The sequence below is a fragment of the Rhodococcus sp. Z6_132 genome, from assembly GCF_058133635.1.
Genome location: NZ_JBYUNP010000003.1, coordinates 803,305 through 823,462 on the forward strand (window position 1 = coordinate 803,305; position 20,158 = coordinate 823,462).

Genomic DNA, 20,158 nt, shown 5'->3' on the forward strand with positions numbered 1-20,158 from the left:
GCGGCTGAGCTGGCTGCTGGCCCCGTGGCTCCGCAGCCCGTCGGGCTGAGCTGACTCCGCCCCCCGGCCTGCTCAGGGCGGATCGGGGTCGCTGAGGTCGGGTGGGTGGTGGATCGGGTTGGTGCGTGGTCGTTGGTCGGGGTCGAGGTGTCGGGGTGGGATCCACTCGATGCGGCCGTGGCTACCCATGCGGACGGTGAAGCCTTCGTGGGTGATGAGCCGGTGGTCGAACGGGCAGACCAGCGCCAAGTTGTGCAGGTCTGTGGGGCCGCCATGTTGCCACTCCGTCAGGTGGTGGACCTGGGTCCACTGGGCGGGCATCTCGCAGCCGGGTCGGGTGCAGCCGCGGTCGCGGGCGTACAGGGCCAGGCGTTGCGCCGAGGACGCCAGTCGTTGCCCGGTGCCGAGGTGCAGGACTTGTCCGGCAGAGTCGAGCACGCAGGGCAGCCACTTCGCATCAGCCGCCATGCGCAGCACGTCACGCACCGGCACTGTCCCGCCGGAGGCGGTGCGGGCCGTGCCCGCCCGGCGTTCCAGGTCCGTCAGTCCCATGGTCACCACCACCGTCGCCGGCAGCCCGCGGTTGCTGGGCAGCTCACCGCCCGCCAGCGCGTTGCGACACAACGTGGCCAACGCGTCATGGTTGCGCTGGGCGGCGCTCCGCGGATCCGGACTCCCGTCCTCGGTGACGGGCCGCGCTGCCGCGGAGAACGCCGCGTCCACCAGCGCCCGGGTCATCGGATCCAGCTCACCACTGATGCGGCTCATTCCGTCCGGGCGCTGCCGGCCGATGGTGAATCCCCGTCGCCGGGCGCGATCGGCGTCGGACGTTTCCCGCCCGTCCGGGTCCAGGTAGGCGGTCAGTCGTTCCGCGGCCTTGGCCAGCTCGGAGGGCCGCAGGGCGCAGGCTTGCGCGGCCAGCGTCTGCTCGACCAGGCCGATGGTTTCGGTGTCCAGGGATGCGGGCAGGTCGTGCATCGTCTTGGCGACGATGTCAGCGTGGCGCGGCGAGATCGCCCCAGCGGCTTCGGCTGCTGCCGTAGCGGGCTGCAGCGGACCGAGGTCCTCACCAGTAAAGGAGGTCCGCGGACCTCGAAGCTGCGCAGCACGTACCCGGGCTCGCGCTTCCTGCACGTCCAGATGCAGGGTCTCAGAGAGCAACCCCGCCGTCCCGCGGGCCAGGAACACCGTGGCCAGGGAACGGCACTCCATCTCCACAATCAGGCGGTGGTCCACCGTGGGCTTCATCCGGTGTACCCGCTCCACCTCACGGCAGACCGTCAACACCCCAGCATCGGACAGCCCGGCCAGCGGCAGCTGCTGCAGCCGCGCCACCACTGAGGCGTGCTCAGCCAGCAGCGAGGCGACCTCGGCGGGGAGGTCCTCCACTGCCACCGCTGCGCCACTCGAACTCATGTTCGAAGCATAAGACCCTGCCCCGACAATTTCCGCCCCTGACCAGCAACGACGCAGAAAAGAACCGCCGCCCCCATGCAGGAGGCGGCGGTTCAGCGAAGCGACGGTGCGAGCTAGCTGCGCACCAACAGCGCCACCGGCAGGCGGCCGAACACCTCGGCCAGCGACAGCTTGTCCCGGTACGACTGCCCGGTGAGCCGATCGGTCCACTCACCCGTCGGGAGCGCCACCGTGGTGGACCCCCAGTCGCCGAGGGTCACCGACAACCGGGTCGCCAGCGCGAGGACGTCAGCCGCGTCGCCCTGCGGCCCGCGGGAGAAGCCCACCAGGTGCTCGGCCTGCTCACCCTCGGCGAGCACCGGTGCGTAGGTGCCGCCGACGAAGGACTCCGGCCGCTCCCGCCGCAGGCTGAGCGTCTTGCTCACCACCAACAGCTTGGCCGCCCCGGAGGGATCGACCGGTGGCACCGTGTCCAAGGTGGACAGCAGCTTGGAGCGTCGGTCGTAGTCCACCTCGCGGCGGTTGTCCGGGTCGACCAGGGAGTCCTCCCACAGCTCGGTGCCCTGGTAGACGTCGGGCACGCCCGGCCCGGCCAGCTGCAGCAGCTTCTGGCCCAGCGAGTTCGACCACCCGCGGGGAGCCAGGTCAGCCACCAGCTGTCCCATCGAGGCGGCGACGGGACCGTCCAGCACCTGGTCGATCCAGGTGTGCATGGCCTGCTCGAACTCTTCGTCGACCTCGTTCCACTCCGTGCGGGTACCCGCCTCGCGGGCGGCCTTCTCCGCGTAGGCGTGCAACCGCTCCCGCAGCTGCGGGACGTCCGCGGCGGTGCGACCGTCCGCGGGCCACACCCCGAAGATGTTCTGCCACAGGAACGAGCCCATTCCACCGTCGGGGGAGGGGGCGACCTCCTCCCAGCGCTCCAGGGCCTGCGCCCACAGCTGCGGCACCTCCGAGAGCACCGCGATGCGCGACCGGACGTCCTCGCCGCGCTTGGTGTCGTGGGTGCTCAGCGTGGTCATCGCCGCCGGCCACAGGGTGGCGCGCTCGGCGAAGGCCAGGTGCATCTCCGCCGGGCTCACGCCGAAGCGGCCAGGGTCACCGCCCACCTCCTGCAGGCTCACCAGCCGGTTGGTGCGGTAGAACAGGCAGTCCTCCACGCCCTTGGCGGTGACGGCCCCGCACACCTGCTGGAAGCGGGTGGCCGCCTCGCCGCCGGCGACCAGGGCAGCGCTCACCCGGGACAGCGCAGCCGAGAGCTCTGGCCGGGCGACGCTCACCTGCGCCACCACGGCGGGCAGCATCCCGGCCAGGGACGGGTAGTCGGCCCGGTACACCGGCACCGCCGCCACCAGCTCCACCACGGCGTCCACCAGCTGCTCGTGCGCCACGTCGCCGGCCTCGATGGCCCGCACGCAGCGCTCCAGCTCCGGGCGCAGGCCCGCACGGGCCACGCCCAGCTTCAGCTCGTGCTCGGTGGCGTGCAGCTGCTCGGCGTCGCCGGCGGCACCGGTGCGCTGCACCGCGATGGCGCTCAGCGGCTCCGCGCCGGACGGGTCGACGAACACCCCGCCCACCTCGCGCAGCGCGTCATACCCGGTGGTGCCGTCTGCCGGCAGGCTGGTGTCCAGCGCCTCGTCCGGCGCCAGGATCTTCTCGATCACCAGCCAGCGGTCGTCGCCGATGGCCCCGCGCAGCCGGGCCAGGTAGCCGGCCGGGTCGGCCAGGCCGTCCGGGTGGTCCACCCGGATCCCGTCCACCACGCCGTCCTGGGCCCACCGGCGGATCTCCGCGTGGGTGGCGTCGAAGACGGTCTCGTCCTCCATGCGCAGCGCGGCGAGGCCGTTGACGTGGAAGAACCGGCGGTAGCCCACCAGCCCGGAGCGCCACGGCACCAGCTGGTAGGCCTGCCGGTCGTGCACCTCCTGGGCGGTGCCCCCGAGCGTGCCCGGGGCGACGGGGAAGCGGTGCTCGTAGAAGCCCAGCTCGGCGTCGTCGCCGGCACCGACGACCTCCAGCGCCTCGACGTCGGTGGCCGAGCCCAGCACGGGCAGCGCGATGCGCCCGTTGCAGCCGTTGTCCGGTGCCCAGTCGATGTCGAAGTAGCTGGCGTAGGCGGAGTCGCGACCATGGCGGAGCACGTCCCACCACCAGGCGTTCTCCGACGGCGTCTCCACCCCCACGTGGTTGGGCACGATGTCGACCACCAGGCCCAACCCCCGCTCCCGCGCCGCCGCCGACAGCCGGGCCAGCCCCTCGGGGCCGCCCAGTGCGGCGGAGACCGTGGTCGGGTCGATGACGTCGTAGCCGTGCTGGGAACCCTCGGCCGCGCTCAGGATGGGCGAGAGGTACACCGCGCCCACCCCGAGCCGCCGCAGGTAGTCCAGCTGGGCGATGGCCTCGTCGAAGCCGAACGCGGGGACCCCGTCACCGGCAGCGTGCAGCTGCAGCCGGTAGGTGGAGGTGGGGGCGCTCATGCGGTCTTGCGCAGGACGAGCAGCGACCGGGCCGTCACGCTGATCGCGAGCCCGGCCTTCACCACGGTGTCCTCCTCGCGGGCGCCGGTGGCGGTGGCGGTGTCCAGCTCCACCGTCCACTCCTCGGCGTACTCGCCGTCGGGCAGCACGAAGTCGAGGTCCTCGTGGTGGGCGTTGAAGCACAGCAGGAACGAGTCGTCCGTGATGCGCTCACCACGCTGGTCCGGGTAGGGGATGCCGTCGCCGTTGAGGAACACGGTCAGGCTCTTGCCGAACCCGGCGTCCCAGTCCTCCGGGGTCATCTCCCGGCCCTGCGGGGTGAGCCAGGCGATGTCGCGGACCTCCTCGCCGGAGCGCAGCGGCCGACCCTCGAAGAAGCGGCGCCGGCGGAACACCGGGTGCTCGCTGCGCAGGGCGATCGCCCGGGCGGTGAACTCCACCAGGTCAGCGCCCGGGGTGCCCTCCTCGGCGAGTGCCCAGTTCATCCAGGCCAGCTCGGAGTCCTGGCAGTAGACGTTGTTGTTGCCCTGCTGCGTGCGGCCCATCTCGTCGCCGTGCGCGATCATCGGGGTGCCCTGGCTGACCAGCAGCGTGGCCAGCACGTTGCGCTGCTGGCGCGCCCGCAGCGCGTTCACCTCGGGGTCGTCGGTGGGGCCCTCCGCGCCGCAGTTCCACGAGCGGTTGTGGCTCTCGCCGTCCTGGGAGTTCTCGCCGTTGGCCTCGTTGTGCTTCTCGTTGTAGGACACCAGGTCCATCAGCGTGAAGCCGTCGTGGGCGATGACGAAGTTGATGCTGGCACCCGGGCGGCGGCTGGACTCCTTGTACAGGTCCGACGAGCCGGTGAGCCGAGAGGCGAACTCGCCGAGGGTGGAGTCCTCGCCCCGCCAGTAGTCGCGCACGGTGTCGCGGTACTTCCCGTTCCACTCCGTCCACAGGGACGGGAAGTTGCCCACCTGGTAGCCGCCCTCGCCGACGTCCCACGGCTCGGCGATCAGCTTGACCTGGCTGACCACCGGGTCCTGCTGGACGAGGTCGAAGAAGGCGCTGAGCTTGTCCACGTCGTGCAGCTCGCGGGCCAGGGTGGAGGCGAGGTCGAAGCGGAAGCCGTCGACGTGCATCTCGGTGACCCAGTAGCGCAGCGAGTCCATGATCAGCTGCAGCGTGTGCGGGTGGCGCACGTTGAGGCTGTTGCCGGTGCCGGTGTAGTCCATGTAGAACTGCTCGTCGCCGTCGACCAAGCGGTAGTACGCGGCGTTGTCGATGCCGCGGAAGCTGATGGTCGGGCCCTGGTGGTTGCCCTCGGCGGTGTGGTTGTAGACCACGTCGAGGATCACCTCGATGCCCGCCTCGTGCATGTCGCGGACCATCGCCTTGAACTCGTTGACGGCCGAGCCGGCCGGCAGGCCCTGCTGGCCGTACTCCGCGTGCGGGGCCAGGAAGCCGAAGCTGTTGTAGCCCCAGTAGTTGCGCAGACCCTTGTCCAGCAGCGTTTGGTCCTGCATGAACTGGTGCACGGGCATCAGCTCGATGGCCGTGACACCCAGCTTCTTCAGGTGCTCGATGATGGCCGGGTGCGCCAGGCCGGCGTAGGTGCCGCGCTGGTCCTCGGGCACGTCCGGGTGCGTCATCGTCATGCCCTTGACGTGCGCCTCGTAGATCACCGTCTGGTGGTACGGCGTCTTGGGCGCGCGGTCGTAGCCCCAGTCGAAGAAGGGGTTGATGACGACCGAGGTCATGGTGTGGCCCAGGGAGTCGTCGGTGTTGCGCTCCTCCGGGTTGTCGAAGCTGTAGGAGAACAGCGACGGGTCACCGTCGAAGTCGCCGTCGAAGGACTTCGCGTAGGGGTCCACCAGCAGCTTGCTGGGGTCGCAGCGGTGCCCGTTCGCCGGGTCGTAGGGCCCGTGCACCCGGTAGCCGTAGCGCTGGCCCGGCTGCACTGACGGCAGGTAGCCGTGCCACACGTAGCCGTCCACCTCGATCAGCGGGATGCGCGTCTCGGCGCCGTCGTCGTCGATCAGGCACAGCTCGACGCCGTCGGCGATCTCGGAGAACAGCGCGAAGTTGGTGCCGGTGCCGTCGTAGGTCGCGCCCAGGGGATACGCGCTTCCCGGCCACACAGAGGGGGCGGTGGTCTTGGTGTCATCGGCCATTGGTCAAACACTAGTGGCGCTGCCGCGCTGACACAGGTCGACAGCAGTGACGGTAGTTACAGCGTTTCACCACGCACAGTGACGCAAAGTGTGCCTCTGCGCTCCCGAGTGCCGGGCGCACCACCAGAATCACCCCCGCCGGTCGGGACGAGCGTGCGTGGCCGGACGGGACGAGCACCGTGACGCGATCTACCGTCGTGCCATGACCCCCGAGGAGATCCTGGCGATCGACGCCGCCCACGTCTGGCACCCCTACGGCGCCGTCTCGCTCGACCCGGCCGGGCCGGAGTCCGTCGACGCGGCGGAGGGGCCACTGGCGCCACTGGTGGTGACCTCGGCGCAGGGGGTGCGGCTGACGCTCGGCGACGGGCGCGAGGTCATCGACGGGATGTCGTCCTGGTGGGCGGCGGTGCACGGCTACCGCCACCCCGTGCTGGACGCCGCGGTCACCGACCAGCTGGGCCGGATGAGCCACGTCATGTTCGGCGGGCTCACCCACGAGCCGGCCGCCCAGCTCGCCCAGCGGCTGGTGGACCTCACCCCGGACGGGCTGGAGCACGTGTTCTTCGCCGACTCCGGCTCGGTGTCGGTGGAGGTGGCCGCGAAGATGTGCCTGCAGTACTGGCGCGGCAAGGGCAAGCCGGCCAAGCACCGGCTGATGACCTGGCGCGGCGGCTACCACGGCGACACCTTCACCCCGATGAGCGTGTGCGACCCCGACGGAGGCATGCACTCGCTGTGGACCGACGTGCTCACCCCGCAGGTCTTCGCCGACGTCCCGCCCAGCGAGCTGGGGGCGGCCGGGCTGGACGAGGCCTACGTGGCGCACCTGGCCACGATGATCGCCGAGCACGCCGACGAGCTGGCCGCGGTGATCGTGGAGCCGGTGGTGCAGGGCGCGGGCGGCATGCGCTTCCACGACCCGCGCTACCTGCAGGTGCTGCGCGAGCTGTGCCACCGCCACGACGTGCTGCTGGTGCTCGACGAGATCGCCACCGGCTTCGGCCGCACCGGTGAGCTCTTCGCCGCCGACCACGCCGGCATCGCCCCGGACGTGATGTGCGTGGGCAAGGCGCTGACCGGGGGATACCTCACCCTGGCCGCCACGCTGTGCACCCCCGAGGTGGCCAGGACCATCTCGGCGGGGGAGGCCGGCGGGCTGATGCACGGGCCCACCTTCATGGCCAACCCGCTGGCGTGTGCGGTGGCGACGGCCTCCATCGACCTGCTGCTGTCCCGGGACTGGCGCGGCGAGGTGGCGGCCATCGGCGACGGGCTGCGCGCCGGCCTCGCCCCGGCCGCCGAGCTCCCGGGGGTGCGCGACGTGCGGGTGCTCGGCGCCATCGGGGTGGTGCAGCTCGACCACCTGGTGGACATGGCTGCCGCCACCGCCGCCGCGGTGGACGCCGGGGTGTGGCTGCGCCCGTTCCGCGACCTCGTCTACACGATGCCGCCGTTCATCAGCAGCCCCGAGGACGTGGCGCGGATCTCTGCCGGCGTGGTGGCCGCCGCGGGGGCCTGAGCGCCGCCGTAGTCTGGCTGCCCGTGGAGCTGCCCGAGTCACCGTCCCACCAGCCCGAACCCTCGTCTGACCTGCCCGAGTCGCTGCACTGGTTGGCCGGGCACGAGCAGGCCCGGCGCGCCGCCGGAGTGCGCCGTGAGCTGCGTCCCCGCGAGGCCGACAACGCGCTGCTGGACCTGGCCTCCAACGACTACCTGGGCCTGTCCCGCGACCCCCGGGTGGTCGCCGGCGCCGAGGCGGCGCTGCGCACCTGGGGTGCCGGCTCCACCGGCTCGCGGCTGGTCACCGGCTCCACCCGCGCCCACCACGACCTCGAGGACGACCTCGCCGCCTTCACCGGCACCGAGGCGGGGCTGGTCTTCTCCTCCGGCTACACCGCCAACCTGGCTGCGGTCACCGCGCTGAGCGGGCCCGGCACGCTGGTGGTCTCCGACGCCGGCAGCCACGCCTCGCTGGTGGACGCCTGCCGGCTCTCCCGCGCCCGGGTGCAGGTGACCGCCCACAACGACGTCGAGCAGGTCCGCGCCGCGCTGGCCGCCCGCACCGAGGAGCGGGCGATCGTGGTGTGCGACTCGGTCTCCAGCGTCGACGGCGACCTGGCGCCGCTGCGCGAGCTGCACGCGGTGTGCCGCGAGCACCGGGCGGTGCTGGTGGTGGACGAGGCGCACGGGATCGGCGTGCGCGGCGCTGGTGGCCGCGGGCTGGCCGCGGAGCAAGGCGTGGCCGGCGAGCCCGACGTGGTGCTCACCATGACGCTGTCGAAGTCGCTGGGCAGCCAGGGCGGCGCCGTGCTCGGCGCCGCGCCGGTGGTGGCGCACCTGATCGACAACGCCCGCACGTTCATCTTCGACACCGGCCTCAACCCCGCCGCGGTGGGCGCGGCCGCCGCGGCCCTGGCCGTGCTGCGCGCCGAGCCCGAGCGGGCCGCGCGGGTGATGGTGCGCGCCGGGCAGCTGGCCGCCGCCGCCGGTGTGCCGGTGCCTACCTCCGCCGTGGTGTCGGTGGTCCTGGGCGAGCCCGCGGTGGCCTACGCCGCCGCCCAGCGCTGCCGCGAGCTGGGCCTGCACGTGGGCTGCTTCCGCCCGCCGTCGGTGCCCGCCGGCACCAGCCGGCTGCGCCTGACCGCCCGGGCCACCCTGAGCGAGGACGACGTGGACCTGGTCCGCAGCGTCCTCGACCAGGTGCTCACCTCGGTGGTGCCGGCATGAGCGTGGTGGTGGTCAGCGGCACCGGTACCGACGTCGGCAAGACCATCGCCACCGCGGCGGTGGCGGCGGCTGCGGTCGCGCAGGGCCGGACGGTGGCGGTGGTCAAGCCCGCTCAGACCGGCCTCGCCCCCGGCGAGCCCGGCGACGTGGACGTGGTGCACGCGCTGGTGCCCGCGGTGCACACCGCCGAGCTCTACCGCTACCCGGAGCCACTGGCGCCGGACACCGCTGCCCGCCGCGCCGGGATGGCCGCCCCGGACCTGGGCGTGGTGGCCGCGGCGGTGCAGGAGCTGGCGCAGACCCACGACCTGGTGCTGGTGGAGGGCGCCGGCGGGCTGCTGGTGCGCCTGGACGGCGTGGGCAACACGCTGGCCGACCTGGCGGCGCTGCTCGGCCCGGACGTGCCGGTGCTGGTGGTGGCTGCCGCGGGGCTGGGCACCCTCAACGCCACGGCGCTCACTGCGGAAGCGCTGGCCGCGCGGGACCTTCGGTGCCTGGGGGTGCTGGTGGGCAGCTGGCCTCGCGAGCCCGACCTCGCCGAGCGGTGCAACGTCGACGACCTGCCGGTGGCGGGCGGTGCGCCGCTGCTGGGGCTGCTGCCGGAGGGGAGCGGGGGACTGCGGCCGGCGGCGTTCGCCGAGCTCGCCCGTGCGGCGCTGGTTCCCGAGCTCGGGGGCACCTGGCGCCGGGACCGAGCCTGACCGGGGGCTCGTCCAGATCGGTGTCCTGATTGCGGCATTTTTGCCTTGCGCGCCACCACTGTCGGGTGCGGAGCATCTAGGGTCAGGGGCAGACTTGGCGCGCGCGCAGAGGCGGGCGTCCCCGGAGCCAGTCGCTGTCGGAGCAGGGCACGCGAGCAGAAAAGAGACAGGAACATGACAGGACCCGCAGCCTCGAAGAGTCTCAGCCTGACCCCGCCCGCCGCCGTCCCGGTGGTCGAGGTCGAGCAGGCCGAGGGGATGCTGCCCATCCCCGAGGCCCGCGTGGGCGAGCTGCAGAAGATGGCCGACGCCTACGTCAAGGACCTCGACTCGCTCGCTCCCAACAGCCCGGAGCTCGCCGCCAAGGTGGACGAGATCAGCCGGGTGGGCGCGGAGGAGCTGCGCGCCTCGGCCAACGTCTCCAACCGGATGCTCGAGCGCCCGTCCTCGGCGCTGGCGGGCACCGAGGGCAAGAGCAGCTCCGCGCCGCAGGCCAAGGTGGGCAAGACCCTCGCCGACCTGCGCCGCGCGGTGGAGGAGCTCACCCCCAACCAGGCCGACCTCACGCCCACCAAGAAGATCCTCGGCTTCATCCCCGCGGGCAAGCGCATCGACAAGTACTTCGACAAGTACCGCAGCGCCCAGTCCCAGCTCGACGCCATCACCAAGTCGCTCTCGGCCGGGCAGGACGAGCTGCGCAAGGACAACGCGGCCATCGAGCAGGAGCGGGCCAACCTCTGGAAGCTGATGGGCGACCTCACCGAGTACGCCCACCTGCTGAACATGCTCTCCGACGCCGTCGGCCGCCGCGCCGACGAGCTGGAGTCCACCGACCCGTCCAAGGCCACCGCGTTCAAGTCCGAGGTGCAGTTCGCCGTGGTGCAGCGCCACCAGGACGTGCTCACCCAGCTGGCCGTGGCCGCCCAGGGCTACCTGGCCATGGACATGGTGAAGAAGAACAACGTGGAGCTGATCAAGGGCGTGGAGCGGGCGCGCACCACCACCCTGTCCGCGCTGCGCACCGCGGTGATCGTGGCCGAGGCACTCACCAACCAGCGCCTGGTGCTGTCCCAGATCACCGCGCTGAACACGGTGACCAGCAACGTGATCGCCAACAACGCGGCGATGCTGAAGCAGAACTCCACCGACATCCAGAACCAGGCGGCGTCGTCGAGCATCGACGTGGCCAAGCTGCAGCAGGCCTTCGACGACGTCTTCGCCACCATGGACGCGGTGGACACCTTCCGCGCGGAGGCCGTGGGCAGCATGCAGCAGACGGTGACCGCGCTGGAGGGTCAGCTGGTCAAGGCCCGGCCGTACCTGGAGCGGGCCAGCTCGCCCACCCCGCGGTAGCGCCGGCACATGTGGCGCTCGCTGTTCGGCCGAGGCTCCGACGAGCACACCCCGTCGGAGCCCGAGCCGGCGCCTGTGTCCAAGCCCTTCCCGGACCGGATGCGGGCCGAGCTGCGCAAGGTGAGCTGGACCGCGCGGGGGGCCGGGGCGGTGCTGCCGGTGGCGGCGCTGCCCGAGCTGGGGCGCATCGAGGACGTGCTCATCCCGCTCGTCGAGCACCTGCGGCACAACCCGCCCACGATGGACGAGGAGATCGCCGTCGAGTCGATGGTCACCGACTACCTGCCCACCACCATCAACGCCTACCTCTCGCTGAACCCGCAGTACGCCAAGCAGGTTCGACCCGACGGGCGCACCCCGGGTGACGACCTGCTGGAGCAGATGAGGATGCTGGAGCAGGCCATTCGTGACCTCGCCCAGGCGGTGTACGCCCACGACGCCCAGCAGCTCGAGGTGCAGGGCCGCTTCCTGAGCAGCAAGTTCACCCGCTCCGACCTGGAGCTGTAGGGCACGGCACGGCGCTTCCGGATACCGACCACAGTTCGACAGCTGCACGACGAGAAGGGGTGAGGATGGCGCCGGTCAAGCTGATCCGGGGGAGCAACACCTCCATCAGTGACCTGATCCCGACGCTGGGCACCGTGGTGGTGGGCTTCGGCTGGGACGTGGTCCAGAGCCGCGGCCCGGCGGTGGAGCTGGTGCCCTCAGCCATTCTGTGCGGCGAGTCCGGCACTGCGCTGTCGGACGAGCACCTGGTGTTCTTCAACCAGCTGGTGTCCCCGGACGGGGCGGTGACCTACGTCGAGGGCGACGTCGAGCAGATCGAGGTGGACCTGGCCAACGTGCCTGCCGACGTCGCCAAGATCGTGTTCGTCGTCTACGCCGACCCCGACCTGCGCCAGCCCGGCAACTTCGGTGCCGTGCGCAGCGCCTACATCCGGGTCAGCGACCGCAGCGGGGCGGAGCTGGTGCGCTACGACATCGAGGAGGGCTCGGGCATCGAGATCACCGCGATGGTCTTCGCTGAGCTCTACCGCCACCGTGGTGGCTGGAAGATCCGCGCCATCGGGCAGGGCTACTCCACCGGGCTCAAGGGCGTGGCGGACGACTTCGACGTGCGGATCTGAGGCGGGCGCTGCCGTGGCCGTCGACCGCACCCGTCCCCGCCCCGACCTCGTCTTCCTGCGCCGCCGACCGCACCCCGGCCAGGCCGCCCAGGCTCCGGCCCGCCCCGACGTCGGCTCCCTCTCGCTGAGCCACGGTCCGCCGGCCCCCGCCGCGCAGCTGGGCCGACCCGCTGCCGCCGAGCCGCCGGTGCGGCTGGCCGAGCGCGTCCGGGGTCGCACGGTGCTCACCCCGGATGCGGCGATGGTGGTGCTGGACCGCCGGCAGAGCGCCATCGGCTCGCTGGCGGTGGACCTGGTGCCGCAGGGCCGGTTGTGCGCGGTGTGGGAGCTGGTCGACGGCACCTCGGGCGTGGTCTCGGAGGCCAGTGGCGTGCGGGTGAGTCCCGAGCACGGTCGCCGCCCGCTGGTGGAGCTGCGCCGCGGCACGGTGCTGGTGGGGCTGCGCCACGTGCACCAGCTGCGCCGGCTGCTGCTGGTGGTGGACGGCCTCGACCCTGCCGCCGCGACCACCACCACGGTGCTCTCCCTCTACGACGAGTCCACCGTGGAGTCGGTGCACGAGACGCACGTGCCCACCGTGGCCACGCTGGCGATGTACCAGGTGGGTGGTGAGTTGGTGGTGCGTCGGGAGGGCTTCGGCTTTCCTGACGTGGCGGCCGCGGCCAAGGCCTACGGCTTCGCCGCGACGTGGGTGCCACCCCTGGCGCCCCGGGCCGGCTGACGGGGCGTCGCTACCCGGGGAGATCGGGTGGTGACTGTCCGAACGGGACGGCCGGTACCGCCGTCGGGTGATCGCGGGAACCACAGGGGCACGACACTTCTGGGGCTTGCTACTTAAGTTAGCCTAGGCTAAGTTCGGCGCGCCGGCAGATGCCGTGTCCTACCGCGACAGGAGAGCCTCCGTGACCTTCCGATCCAAGCCACTCTCGTTGGTGGCCCTGCTGGCGGCCGCGACCGTCCTGCTGGTCGGCTGCAGCAGCAGCGACAGCCCCAGCTCGGGGACGGCCAACGAGGCGTCGTCCTCCTCCGACGGGACCTGGCCCCGCACGGTCACGCACGAGGCGGGGGAGACCACCATCCCGGCCAAGCCCAAGAACATCGTCTCCACGTCGGTGAGCGTCACCGGCACCCTGCTGGCCATCGGCGCCCCGGTCACCGCGAGCGCGGCCACCAAGCCCGGCCCCACCACCGACGGCAAGGGCTTCTTCACCCAGTGGGCCAGCGTGGCCGACGAGCGCGGCGTCACGGTGCTGTACCCGAACCTGGCGCTGGACATCGAGTCGGTCATCGCGGCCAAGCCGGACCTGATCGTGGTCTCCACCAGCGGCGCCGACAGCGTGCTGCCGCAGTACAAGGAGCTCAGCGCGATCGCCCCCACCGTGGTCGTGAACTACGGCGACAAGACCTGGCAGGACCTGGCCACCCAGCTGGGCGCGGCCACCGGCCAGGAGGAGAGCGCCAAGAAGGTGACCGACGAGTTCAACGCCTACGTCGCCGACGCTGCCACGAAGATCAAGGCTCCGACCGGCACCACCAGCATCGTGGCCTTCAACGGCGCCAAGGACAGCGCGGTGGCCAAGACCACCGGCACCCACGCCAAGCTCTACACCGCGCTCGGCTTCACCGTGGTGCAGGCGCCCGACGGGCTGGACACCAGCGAGCAGAAGCGGGACGACGTCGCCTGGGTGACCCTGGAGAACCTGTCCAAGGCCGTCACCGGGCACACCGTCATGCTGATGTCGGGCACCGACGAGACCGTGAAGCAGTTCAAGTCCACCCCGGTGCTGGCCAACCTCGCCGCAGTCAAGAGCGGCGCCGTCCACCCGATGGGCAACTCCTTCCGTCTCGACTACTACAGCGCCAAGCAGCTGGTCGACCTGGTGAAGACCCAGTTCGCCAGCTAGCAGTGAGCACTCTGAAGTCGACCGTCGAGGCCGGTGCGTCCCGCAGCACGCTGCGTCGCACCGGCCTCGCGGTCGGGGTTTTGGTGCTGGTGCTGTCGCTGCTCAGCCTGGCCGTGGGCTCGCGGGGCATTCCCCTGGGCACCACGCTGCAGGCGCTGTTCAGCCACGACCCCACCAACGACCTGCACCTGCTGGTGGTGGACCTGCGGGTGCCGCGCACGCTGCTGGCCCTCGTGGTTGGCGCCGCGCTCGGCCTGGCCGGCACGATCATGCAGGCGCTGACCCGCAACCCGCTGGCCGAGCCCGGGATCCTGGGCATCAACGCCGGTGCCGCGGCCGCGGTGGCCATCGGCATCTCCGCGCTGGGCATCACCACGATCATGGGCTACGTGTGGCTGGGCTTCCTCGGTGCGGGGCTCGCCGGGGTTGCGGTGTACGTGCTGGGGCGCGCCCACGACGTGGGCACCAACCCGGTGCGCCTGGTGCTCGCCGGGGCCGGGATCGGCTTCGTGCTGCTGGCCCTGACCAACATGGTGCTCATCAACAGCGATGAGACGACCTACGACGCCTACCGCAACTGGAACACCGGCTCCCTGCAGGGCCGCGGCTGGGAGGTGCTCCCGGTGGTGGCGGTGGTCTGCGCGGTGGGCTTCGTCATCGCCTTCGCCCTGTCCCGCTCGCTGGACTCGGTCGCCCTGGGCTCGGACCTCAGCACGGCGCTGGGCATCTCCCAGCGCCGCACCTGGATCCTCGCCGCCGTGGCCGTGCTGCTGCTCTCCGGCGCCGCCACCGCGGCCGCCGGCCCCATCGCCTTCGTCGGTCTGGCCGCGCCGCACGTCGCGCGCCTGCTGGTCGGCCCGGTGCACACCTGGCTGCTGCCCTACGCGATGCTGCTGGGGGCCCTCCTCATGCTGCTCGCCGACGTGGTCGGCCGGGTGGTCATCTATCCCGGCGAGATCGGTGCGGGTGTGATGACCGCGATCATCGGCGGTCCGTTCTTCGTCGTGCTGGTGCGGCGCAGGAAGATGGCGACGCTGTGACGCCGACCATCACCGCTCCGCTGCCGGGTGCCCCCGTCACCCCGGTGCGGCTGACGGGCCGGCTGCTGCGGGTGGGTCCGCTCTCGGTGCGCTGGCACCCGCGGGTGGTCATCGTCGGCCTGGTGCTGGCGGTGCTCGCTGCCGCGATGGGGGTGGTGGTGCTCGGCACCGGCGCCATGCAGCTGAGCTGGACGGAGGTCGTCGCCGCCCTGCTGGGCCGGGCCGACAGCTCGGCCACCCGGATGATCGTGGTGGACATCCGGCTGCCCCGGCTGGTCACCGGGATCTTCGTGGGCTGCTGCCTGGGCGTGGCCGGCTCGGTGTTCCAGTCCATCTCCGGCAACGCGCTGGGCTCGCCCGACATCATCGGCTTCACCACCGGCTCGGCCACCGGCGCCGTCGCCCAGATCATCCTGTTCAACGCCGGTCCCACCGCCACCGCGGCGGCTGCCGTGGGGGGCGGGCTGCTCACCGCGGCGGCGGTGTACCTGCTGTCGCTCAAGGGTGGCGTCACCGGGGGGTACCGGCTGGTGCTCATCGGCATCGGCGTGGGCGCAGTGCTGGCCGCGGTGAACAACCTGCTGCTGGCCAAGGGACAGATCGACCAGGCCGTCTCCGCCCAGCTGTGGCTGAGCGGGTCGCTGAACGTGCGCAGCTGGACGCACGCCATGCCGGTGCTGGTGGGGTTCGTGCTGCTGCTGCCGGTGGTGCTGGCGCTGGGGCGCAACCTCAACGTGATGGAGATGGGCGACGACCTCGCCCGCCAGCTCGGCATCCGGGTGGAGCGCACCCGGCTGGTGCTCATGGTCGCCGCGGTGGGCATGACCGCCCTGGCCACCGCCGCCGCCGGTCCGCTCGCGTTCGTGGCGCTGGCCGCGCCCCAGCTGGTGCGGCGGCTGACGCGGGCCGACGGGGCGCCGCTGGCCCTCGCCGCCCTGATGGGTGCGGTGCTGGTGGTCGTCGCCGACCTGCTCACCCTGTACCTGCCGCTGAACGCGTCCATGCCGGTCGGGCTGATGACCGGCTTCCTGGGGGGCAGCTACCTGCTGTACCTGCTCACCCGCTCCAGGCAGGTATGACCGAGAGGAGGGCCATGTCCGGCCCCGCCAAGACCCTGTCCGGCCCCACCGAGCGGGCGCTCGCCCCGACGATCCTGGGCGGTGAGCGGCTCACCCTCGGCTACGAGGGCAGGCAGATATCGCAGGGCCTGGACGTGGACGTCCCGACCGGCTCGTTCACCGCGATCATCGGCCCCAACGCCTGCGGCAAGTCCACCCTGCTGCGGGCCCTGTCCCGGTTGCTCAAGCCCACCGAGGGCAGCGTGGTGCTGGACGGCAGGCTCATCACCGAGTACTCCTCCCGGGAGGTGGCCCGCCGGCTCGGCCTGCTGCCGCAGTCGTCGGTGGCCCCGCACGGCATCGCGGTGGCCGACCTGGTCAGCCGTGGGCGCTTCCCGCACCAGAGCCTGCTGCGGCAGTGGTCTCCCGAGGACGAGGCGGCGGTTACCGAGGCGATGCGGGTGACCGACCTGCTCGACCTGGCCGACCGCCCGGTGGACGAGCTCTCCGGCGGCCAGCGGCAACGGGTGTGGCTGGCGCTGGTGCTGGCCCAGCAGACGCCGATCCTGCTGCTGGACGAGCCCACCACCTACCTCGACCTCTCCCACCAGCTGGAGGTGCTCAACCTCTGCCGCTCGCTGCACGCCAGCGGTGGTTACACGCTGGTGGCGGTGCTGCACGACCTGAACATGGCGTTCCGCTACGCCGACCACCTGATCGCCATGAAGGACGGCCGGGTGGTCGCCACCGGCGCACCCACCGAGGTGGTCACCCCCGAGCTGGTGCGGGAGGTGTTCGGGCTGGGCGCGCTGGTCATGCCCGACCCCGTCACCGGCAAGCCCATGGTCATCCCCCTGGAGGAACCCGCATGAGCACGCTCCCCGTCGAGGTCGTCGTCACCGCCGTCAGCACCGTCACCCCCGGGATGCGCCGGGTGACCTTCGCCGGCGAGGGGGTGCGCACCTATCTCAGCGGCGACTGCGAGCCCAACGTCAAGCTGTTCTTCCCCGACGGCGACGCCCCGCTGGACCTGCCGGTGTGGGCGAACGGCTACCAGTTCCAGGGCAGCCAGCGCGCCCGGGTGCGCACCTACACCGTGCGCCGCGCCGACCGTGCTGCCGGGGAGATGGACGTGGACTTCGTCCGGCACGGCCACGGTGACGGTGACGGTGCGGCGGGCCTGGCCGCGGCGTGGGCCGAGCGGGCCCAGCCCGGGGACGTCCTGGGCGTGCTGGGCGGCGGTGGGCTGACCATCGGCCGGGCGTCGTGGATCCTGCTGGTCGGCGACGAGGCGGCGCTGCCGGCGATGGCCGCGATCATCGCCAGGCGGCCCGTCGACCAGCGCGGGGTGGTGCTGGTGGAGGTGGCCGACGAGGCCGAGCGCCAGGACCTGCAGGCACCGGCCGGGCTGGACGTGCGGTGGCTCTACCGCAACGGCGCGGCCCCCGGCTCCACCACGCTGCTCATCGACGCGCTGCGCGAGGTGGAGCTGCCGGTGGGTGCCGAGGACGTGCGGGTGTGGGTGTCGGGGGAGTCCCAGCTGGCGCTGGCCGCCCGCAAGCACCTGAAGGACAAGGGCTTCGACCGCAGGCGCCAGCTGGTCATCGGGTACTGGCACAAGGGCTGGGACGAGGTGACCTACGCCAGGACCACCGACCACGACCGCGTGGACGACGAGCTGACGGTGGACCAGCCGGCCGAGGTGCACCAGCACTCCCACGCGCACTAGCCGGGGCTACTCGCAGCCGACGCCGTCCCCGTCCCGGTCGATCTTGCTGGAGTACCCCGGCTCACCGCGGTGCACCGGGGCCGCGCCGGCAGCCCGGGCGGCGGCGCAGCTGGCGAACGGCGCGGTGGCCGGGCTGCCGGGAGCCTGCTCGGTGGGGGCCTGCGGGGCAGGGGCCGGCGCGGCCGGCGGCTGGGGGGCCTCTTGCCGGGGTGCCTCCTGCTGGGCCACGGCCGCCGGGGCGCCACCGGTCGGCAGCGGCTCGGCCGGGCACTCCTGCAGCACCCCGGCGATGGCGTCCCGCTCGGCCTGGGTGACCCACAGGGCGTAGGTGGTCTTCACCGCCACCTGGCGGGCGACGTAGGCGCAGCGGTAGGCCCTGTTGGGCGGCAGCCAGGAGGCGGCGTCGGAGTCGGACTTCTGGTTGTTCAGCGGCCCGTCCACGGCCAGCAGGTTCAGCGGGTCGTTGGCCAGCGCGGTGCGCCGGGTGCGGTCGAGCTGCTGGGCGCCCTTCTGCCAGGCGTCCGAGAGCGCCACCACGTGGTCGATCTGGATGGCCGCGGACGTGGTCTCCCCGCGGGTGAAGGAGATCTGCTTGCCCGAGTACGGGTCCTGCAGCACGCCGGTGAGCACCACGCACTCGCGGGTGCCCGGTCGCGCCGAGGTGGCCGTGAGGTCGCGGGCCAGGACGTCGTTGCGGGTGTCGCAGCCGTTGCGGTCCACGTCGGCCCACGCCGCGCCGAACTCGTCCCGGCTGTAGCCGGTCTTGGGTGCGCGTCCCTTCACCGGCAGCGTCGCCAGCGCGGCGAGGGCCGTGCCGCTCGCAGCCGGGGCACCTGGTGCTGCGGCCGCACCGTCGGCCGCGGGGTCGGGGGTGCCCGGAGCCGGCACCGCCGATCCAGGTGCAGTCGAGCCGGGTGCTGTCGGGCTGGCTCCAGCGGGGCCGGTCTGCGCGGTGGGTGCGCCGGTGTCGGCCGAGCAGCCGCTCAGCGCCGCAGCGCCGACCAGCGCCACCGCCACGAGGGTTGATCGACGTCGAGTGCTGCGGCGCAAGAAGGGCGGGGTCACAGCCAGACATGATGCCTGGCGCCGCCGACACGGCCGCGGCGGGAACCGGCTGGCGCGCTTGCCCCCTCCGGATGCACGGGTCCCGCCTGGCCTGAGGCACACTAGGCGGCGTCAGACGTGCCAAGCGGTCGAGCCCGGTGGGGTGGCCGCGAGAGGAGTTCCAGGGTGACCGCAGTAGCTGAGCACACCGACATCCTGTCCGCCGACATTCTCGCCATTGCGCGCGAGCAGGTGCTCGAGCGTGGCGAGGCGCTGAACCAGGAGCAGGTGCTCGCCGTCCTGCAGCTGCCCGACGACAAGCTCGACGAGCTGCTCTCGCTGGCCCACGACGTGCGCATGCGCTGGTGCGGGCCCGAGGTGGAGGTCGAGGGCATCATCAGCCTCAAGACCGGCGGCTGCCCCGAGGACTGCCACTTCTGCTCCCAGTCCGGGCTGTTCACCTCCCCGGTGCGCTCGGCCTGGCTGGACATCCCCAACCTGGTGGAGGCGGCCAAGCAGACCGCCAAGACCGGTGCCACCGAGTTCTGCATCGTCGCCGCCGTGCGCGGTCCCGACGAGCGGCTGATGGCGCAGGTCTCCGCGGGCATCGAGGCCATCCGCTCCGAGGTGGACATCCAGATCGCTTGCTCGCTGGGCATGCTCACCCAGGAGCAGGTCGACCAGCTGGCCGCGATGGGCGTGCACCGCTACAACCACAACCTGGAGACCTCCCGGTCACACTTTCCCAAGGTGGTCACCACGCACACCTGGGAGGAGCGCTCGGAGACCCTGCGGATGGTGCGCGAGGCCGGCATGGAGGTCTGCTGCGGCGGCATCCTCGGCATGGGGGAGACCCTGGAGCAGCGCGCCGAGTTCGCCACCGACCTGGCGGCGCTGGAGCCCGACGAGGTTCCGCTGAACTTCCTCAACCCGCGCCCCGGCACCCCCTTCGGCGATCTCGAGGTGCTGCCCGCGCAGGACGCGCTGCGCGCCATCGCCGCCTTCCGGCTGGCCCTGCCCCGCACGGTGCTGCGCTTCGCCGGCGGCCGTGAGATCACCCTCGGCGACCTGGGTGCGCGCCAGGGCATTCTCGGCGGCATCAACGCCGTCATCGTGGGCAACTACCTCACCACGCTGGGGCGTCCGGCGGAGACCGACCTCGACCTGCTCGGCGAGCTGCAGATGCCGATCAAGGCCCTCAACGACACGCTGTGAGCGCGGTGCTGACGCCGAAGTTCTGCGGTGCCTGCGGGGAGCAGGACGGCCCGCACCCGCGGTGCGAGGCCCTGCTGCAGCTCGAGCCGCCCCGCTTCTGCGGGATCTGTGCTCGGCGCATGGTGGTCCAGGTGCGCCCGGACGGCTGGTGGGCACGATGCAGCCGGCACGGCATCACCGACTCCGTGGAGCTCGGGCAGCGGTGAGCGTGCGG

General features: G+C 72.2%; 18 protein-coding genes. 14 read left to right on the top strand and 4 right to left on the bottom strand.

Going from position 1 to position 20,158, the window contains the following annotated elements; genetic code table 11:
* Positions 1-72: 72 nt before the first annotated feature.
* From AC3YO9_RS16950 to glgX, 3 genes are all read right to left on the bottom strand, one after another.
* Positions 73-1,416, bottom strand: a complete 1,344-nt coding sequence (locus tag AC3YO9_RS16950; RefSeq protein WP_489983996.1) for an HNH endonuclease signature motif containing protein — start codon at positions 1,414-1,416, stop codon at positions 73-75.
* Between the two features lie 113 nt (positions 1,417-1,529).
* Positions 1,530-3,893, bottom strand: a complete 2,364-nt coding sequence (treY, locus tag AC3YO9_RS16955; RefSeq protein WP_489983997.1) for a malto-oligosyltrehalose synthase — start codon at positions 3,891-3,893, stop codon at positions 1,530-1,532.
* Positions 3,890-6,043, bottom strand: a complete 2,154-nt coding sequence (gene glgX / locus AC3YO9_RS16960) for a glycogen debranching protein GlgX (protein WP_127782537.1) — start codon at positions 6,041-6,043, stop codon at positions 3,890-3,892. The genes treY and glgX overlap by 4 nt, the downstream gene beginning before the upstream one ends.
* Before the next feature lie 202 nt (positions 6,044-6,245).
* On the opposite strand from glgX, the gene AC3YO9_RS16965 reads away from it, so the two are divergent.
* From AC3YO9_RS16965 to AC3YO9_RS17020, 12 genes are all read left to right on the top strand, one after another.
* Entirely contained in the window at positions 6,246-7,565 is a 1,320-nt protein-coding gene (locus tag AC3YO9_RS16965) for an adenosylmethionine--8-amino-7-oxononanoate transaminase (RefSeq protein ID WP_489983998.1), read from the top strand.
* A gap of 29 nt (positions 7,566-7,594) precedes the next feature.
* Positions 7,595-8,773 carry an 8-amino-7-oxononanoate synthase gene (locus AC3YO9_RS16970; protein ID WP_489984096.1) on the top strand — a complete coding sequence of 393 codons (1,179 nt, stop codon included), beginning with the start codon at positions 7,595-7,597 and terminating at the stop codon, positions 8,771-8,773.
* Positions 8,770-9,474 (top strand): dethiobiotin synthase, encoded by a 705-nt coding sequence (bioD, locus tag AC3YO9_RS16975; RefSeq protein WP_489983999.1) that lies wholly within the window; start codon positions 8,770-8,772, stop codon positions 9,472-9,474. The genes AC3YO9_RS16970 and bioD overlap by 4 nt, the downstream gene beginning before the upstream one ends.
* Before the next feature lie 174 nt (positions 9,475-9,648).
* Positions 9,649-10,827 (top strand): toxic anion resistance protein, encoded by a 1,179-nt coding sequence (locus tag AC3YO9_RS16980; RefSeq protein ID WP_127782539.1) that lies wholly within the window; start codon positions 9,649-9,651, stop codon positions 10,825-10,827.
* Between the two features lie 9 nt (positions 10,828-10,836).
* Entirely contained in the window at positions 10,837-11,334 is a 498-nt protein-coding gene (locus AC3YO9_RS16985) for a hypothetical protein (RefSeq protein WP_489984000.1), read from the top strand.
* A 65-nt stretch (positions 11,335-11,399) separates the two neighbouring features.
* Entirely contained in the window at positions 11,400-11,954 is a 555-nt protein-coding gene (locus tag AC3YO9_RS16990; RefSeq protein WP_127782541.1) for a TerD family protein, read from the top strand.
* 13 nt (positions 11,955-11,967) lie between these two features.
* The gene (locus AC3YO9_RS16995; RefSeq protein ID WP_489984001.1) at positions 11,968-12,675 is read left to right on the top strand and encodes a hypothetical protein; all 708 of its coding nucleotides are present in this window, start codon (positions 11,968-11,970) and stop codon (positions 12,673-12,675) included.
* Positions 12,676-12,856: 181 nt separating this feature from the next.
* Positions 12,857-13,858 (top strand): Fe2+-enterobactin ABC transporter substrate-binding protein, encoded by a 1,002-nt coding sequence (gene fepB / locus AC3YO9_RS17000; RefSeq protein ID WP_489984002.1) that lies wholly within the window; start codon positions 12,857-12,859, stop codon positions 13,856-13,858.
* A gap of 2 nt (positions 13,859-13,860) precedes the next feature.
* Entirely contained in the window at positions 13,861-14,898 is a 1,038-nt protein-coding gene (locus tag AC3YO9_RS17005; RefSeq protein ID WP_489984003.1) for a FecCD family ABC transporter permease, read from the top strand.
* Positions 14,895-15,977 carry a FecCD family ABC transporter permease gene (locus AC3YO9_RS17010; RefSeq protein ID WP_489984004.1) on the top strand — a complete coding sequence of 361 codons (1,083 nt, stop codon included), beginning with the start codon at positions 14,895-14,897 and terminating at the stop codon, positions 15,975-15,977. The genes AC3YO9_RS17005 and AC3YO9_RS17010 overlap by 4 nt, the downstream gene beginning before the upstream one ends.
* 14 nt (positions 15,978-15,991) lie before the next feature.
* Positions 15,992-16,828: an ABC transporter ATP-binding protein gene (locus AC3YO9_RS17015; RefSeq protein ID WP_489984005.1), complete on the top strand. Its 837-nt coding sequence runs from the start codon at positions 15,992-15,994 to the stop codon at positions 16,826-16,828.
* A complete protein-coding gene (locus AC3YO9_RS17020) occupies positions 16,825-17,685 on the top strand; it encodes a siderophore-interacting protein (protein ID WP_489984006.1) in 861 nt (286 codons plus the stop codon). Before AC3YO9_RS17015 ends, AC3YO9_RS17020 begins: the two co-directional genes overlap by 4 nt.
* A gap of 6 nt (positions 17,686-17,691) precedes the next feature.
* On the opposite strand, the gene AC3YO9_RS17025 is transcribed toward AC3YO9_RS17020, so the two are convergent.
* On the bottom strand, positions 17,692-18,750 hold the full coding sequence (locus AC3YO9_RS17025; RefSeq protein ID WP_489984007.1) for a GmrSD restriction endonuclease domain-containing protein: 1,059 nt from the start codon (positions 18,748-18,750) through the stop codon (positions 17,692-17,694).
* Between the two features lie 165 nt (positions 18,751-18,915).
* Here AC3YO9_RS17025 and bioB point away from each other — a divergent pair, with 165 nt between their 5' ends.
* Together bioB and bsaP are read left to right on the top strand one after the other, a co-directional pair.
* Positions 18,916-19,944 (top strand): biotin synthase BioB, encoded by a 1,029-nt coding sequence (gene bioB, locus AC3YO9_RS17030; protein ID WP_127782547.1) that lies wholly within the window; start codon positions 18,916-18,918, stop codon positions 19,942-19,944.
* 8 nt (positions 19,945-19,952) lie between these two features.
* A complete protein-coding gene (bsaP, locus tag AC3YO9_RS17035; RefSeq protein WP_489984097.1) occupies positions 19,953-20,150 on the top strand; it encodes a biotin synthase auxiliary protein BsaP in 198 nt (65 codons plus the stop codon).
* Positions 20,151-20,158: the final 8 nt, after the last annotated feature.

Bases quoted from the DNA above. Each gene is read 5' to 3' on its own strand.
- AC3YO9_RS16950 (WP_489983996.1), bottom strand. From the start codon at position 1,416: ATGAGTTCGAGTGGCGCAGCGGTGGCAGTGGAGGACCTCCCCGCCGAG.
- treY (WP_489983997.1), bottom strand. From the start codon at position 3,893: ATGAGCGCCCCCACCTCCACCTACCGGCTGCAGCTGCACGCTGCCGGT.
- glgX (WP_127782537.1), bottom strand. From the start codon at position 6,043: ATGGCCGATGACACCAAGACCACCGCCCCCTCTGTGTGGCCGGGAAGC.
- AC3YO9_RS16965 (WP_489983998.1), top strand. From the start codon at position 6,246: ATGACCCCCGAGGAGATCCTGGCGATCGACGCCGCCCACGTCTGGCAC.
- bioD (WP_489983999.1), top strand. From the start codon at position 8,770: ATGAGCGTGGTGGTGGTCAGCGGCACCGGTACCGACGTCGGCAAGACC.
- AC3YO9_RS16980 (WP_127782539.1), top strand. From the start codon at position 9,649: ATGACAGGACCCGCAGCCTCGAAGAGTCTCAGCCTGACCCCGCCCGCC.
- AC3YO9_RS16985 (WP_489984000.1), top strand. From the start codon at position 10,837: ATGTGGCGCTCGCTGTTCGGCCGAGGCTCCGACGAGCACACCCCGTCG.
- AC3YO9_RS16990 (WP_127782541.1), top strand. From the start codon at position 11,400: ATGGCGCCGGTCAAGCTGATCCGGGGGAGCAACACCTCCATCAGTGAC.
- AC3YO9_RS17015 (WP_489984005.1), top strand. From the start codon at position 15,992: ATGTCCGGCCCCGCCAAGACCCTGTCCGGCCCCACCGAGCGGGCGCTC.
- AC3YO9_RS17020 (WP_489984006.1), top strand. From the start codon at position 16,825: ATGAGCACGCTCCCCGTCGAGGTCGTCGTCACCGCCGTCAGCACCGTC.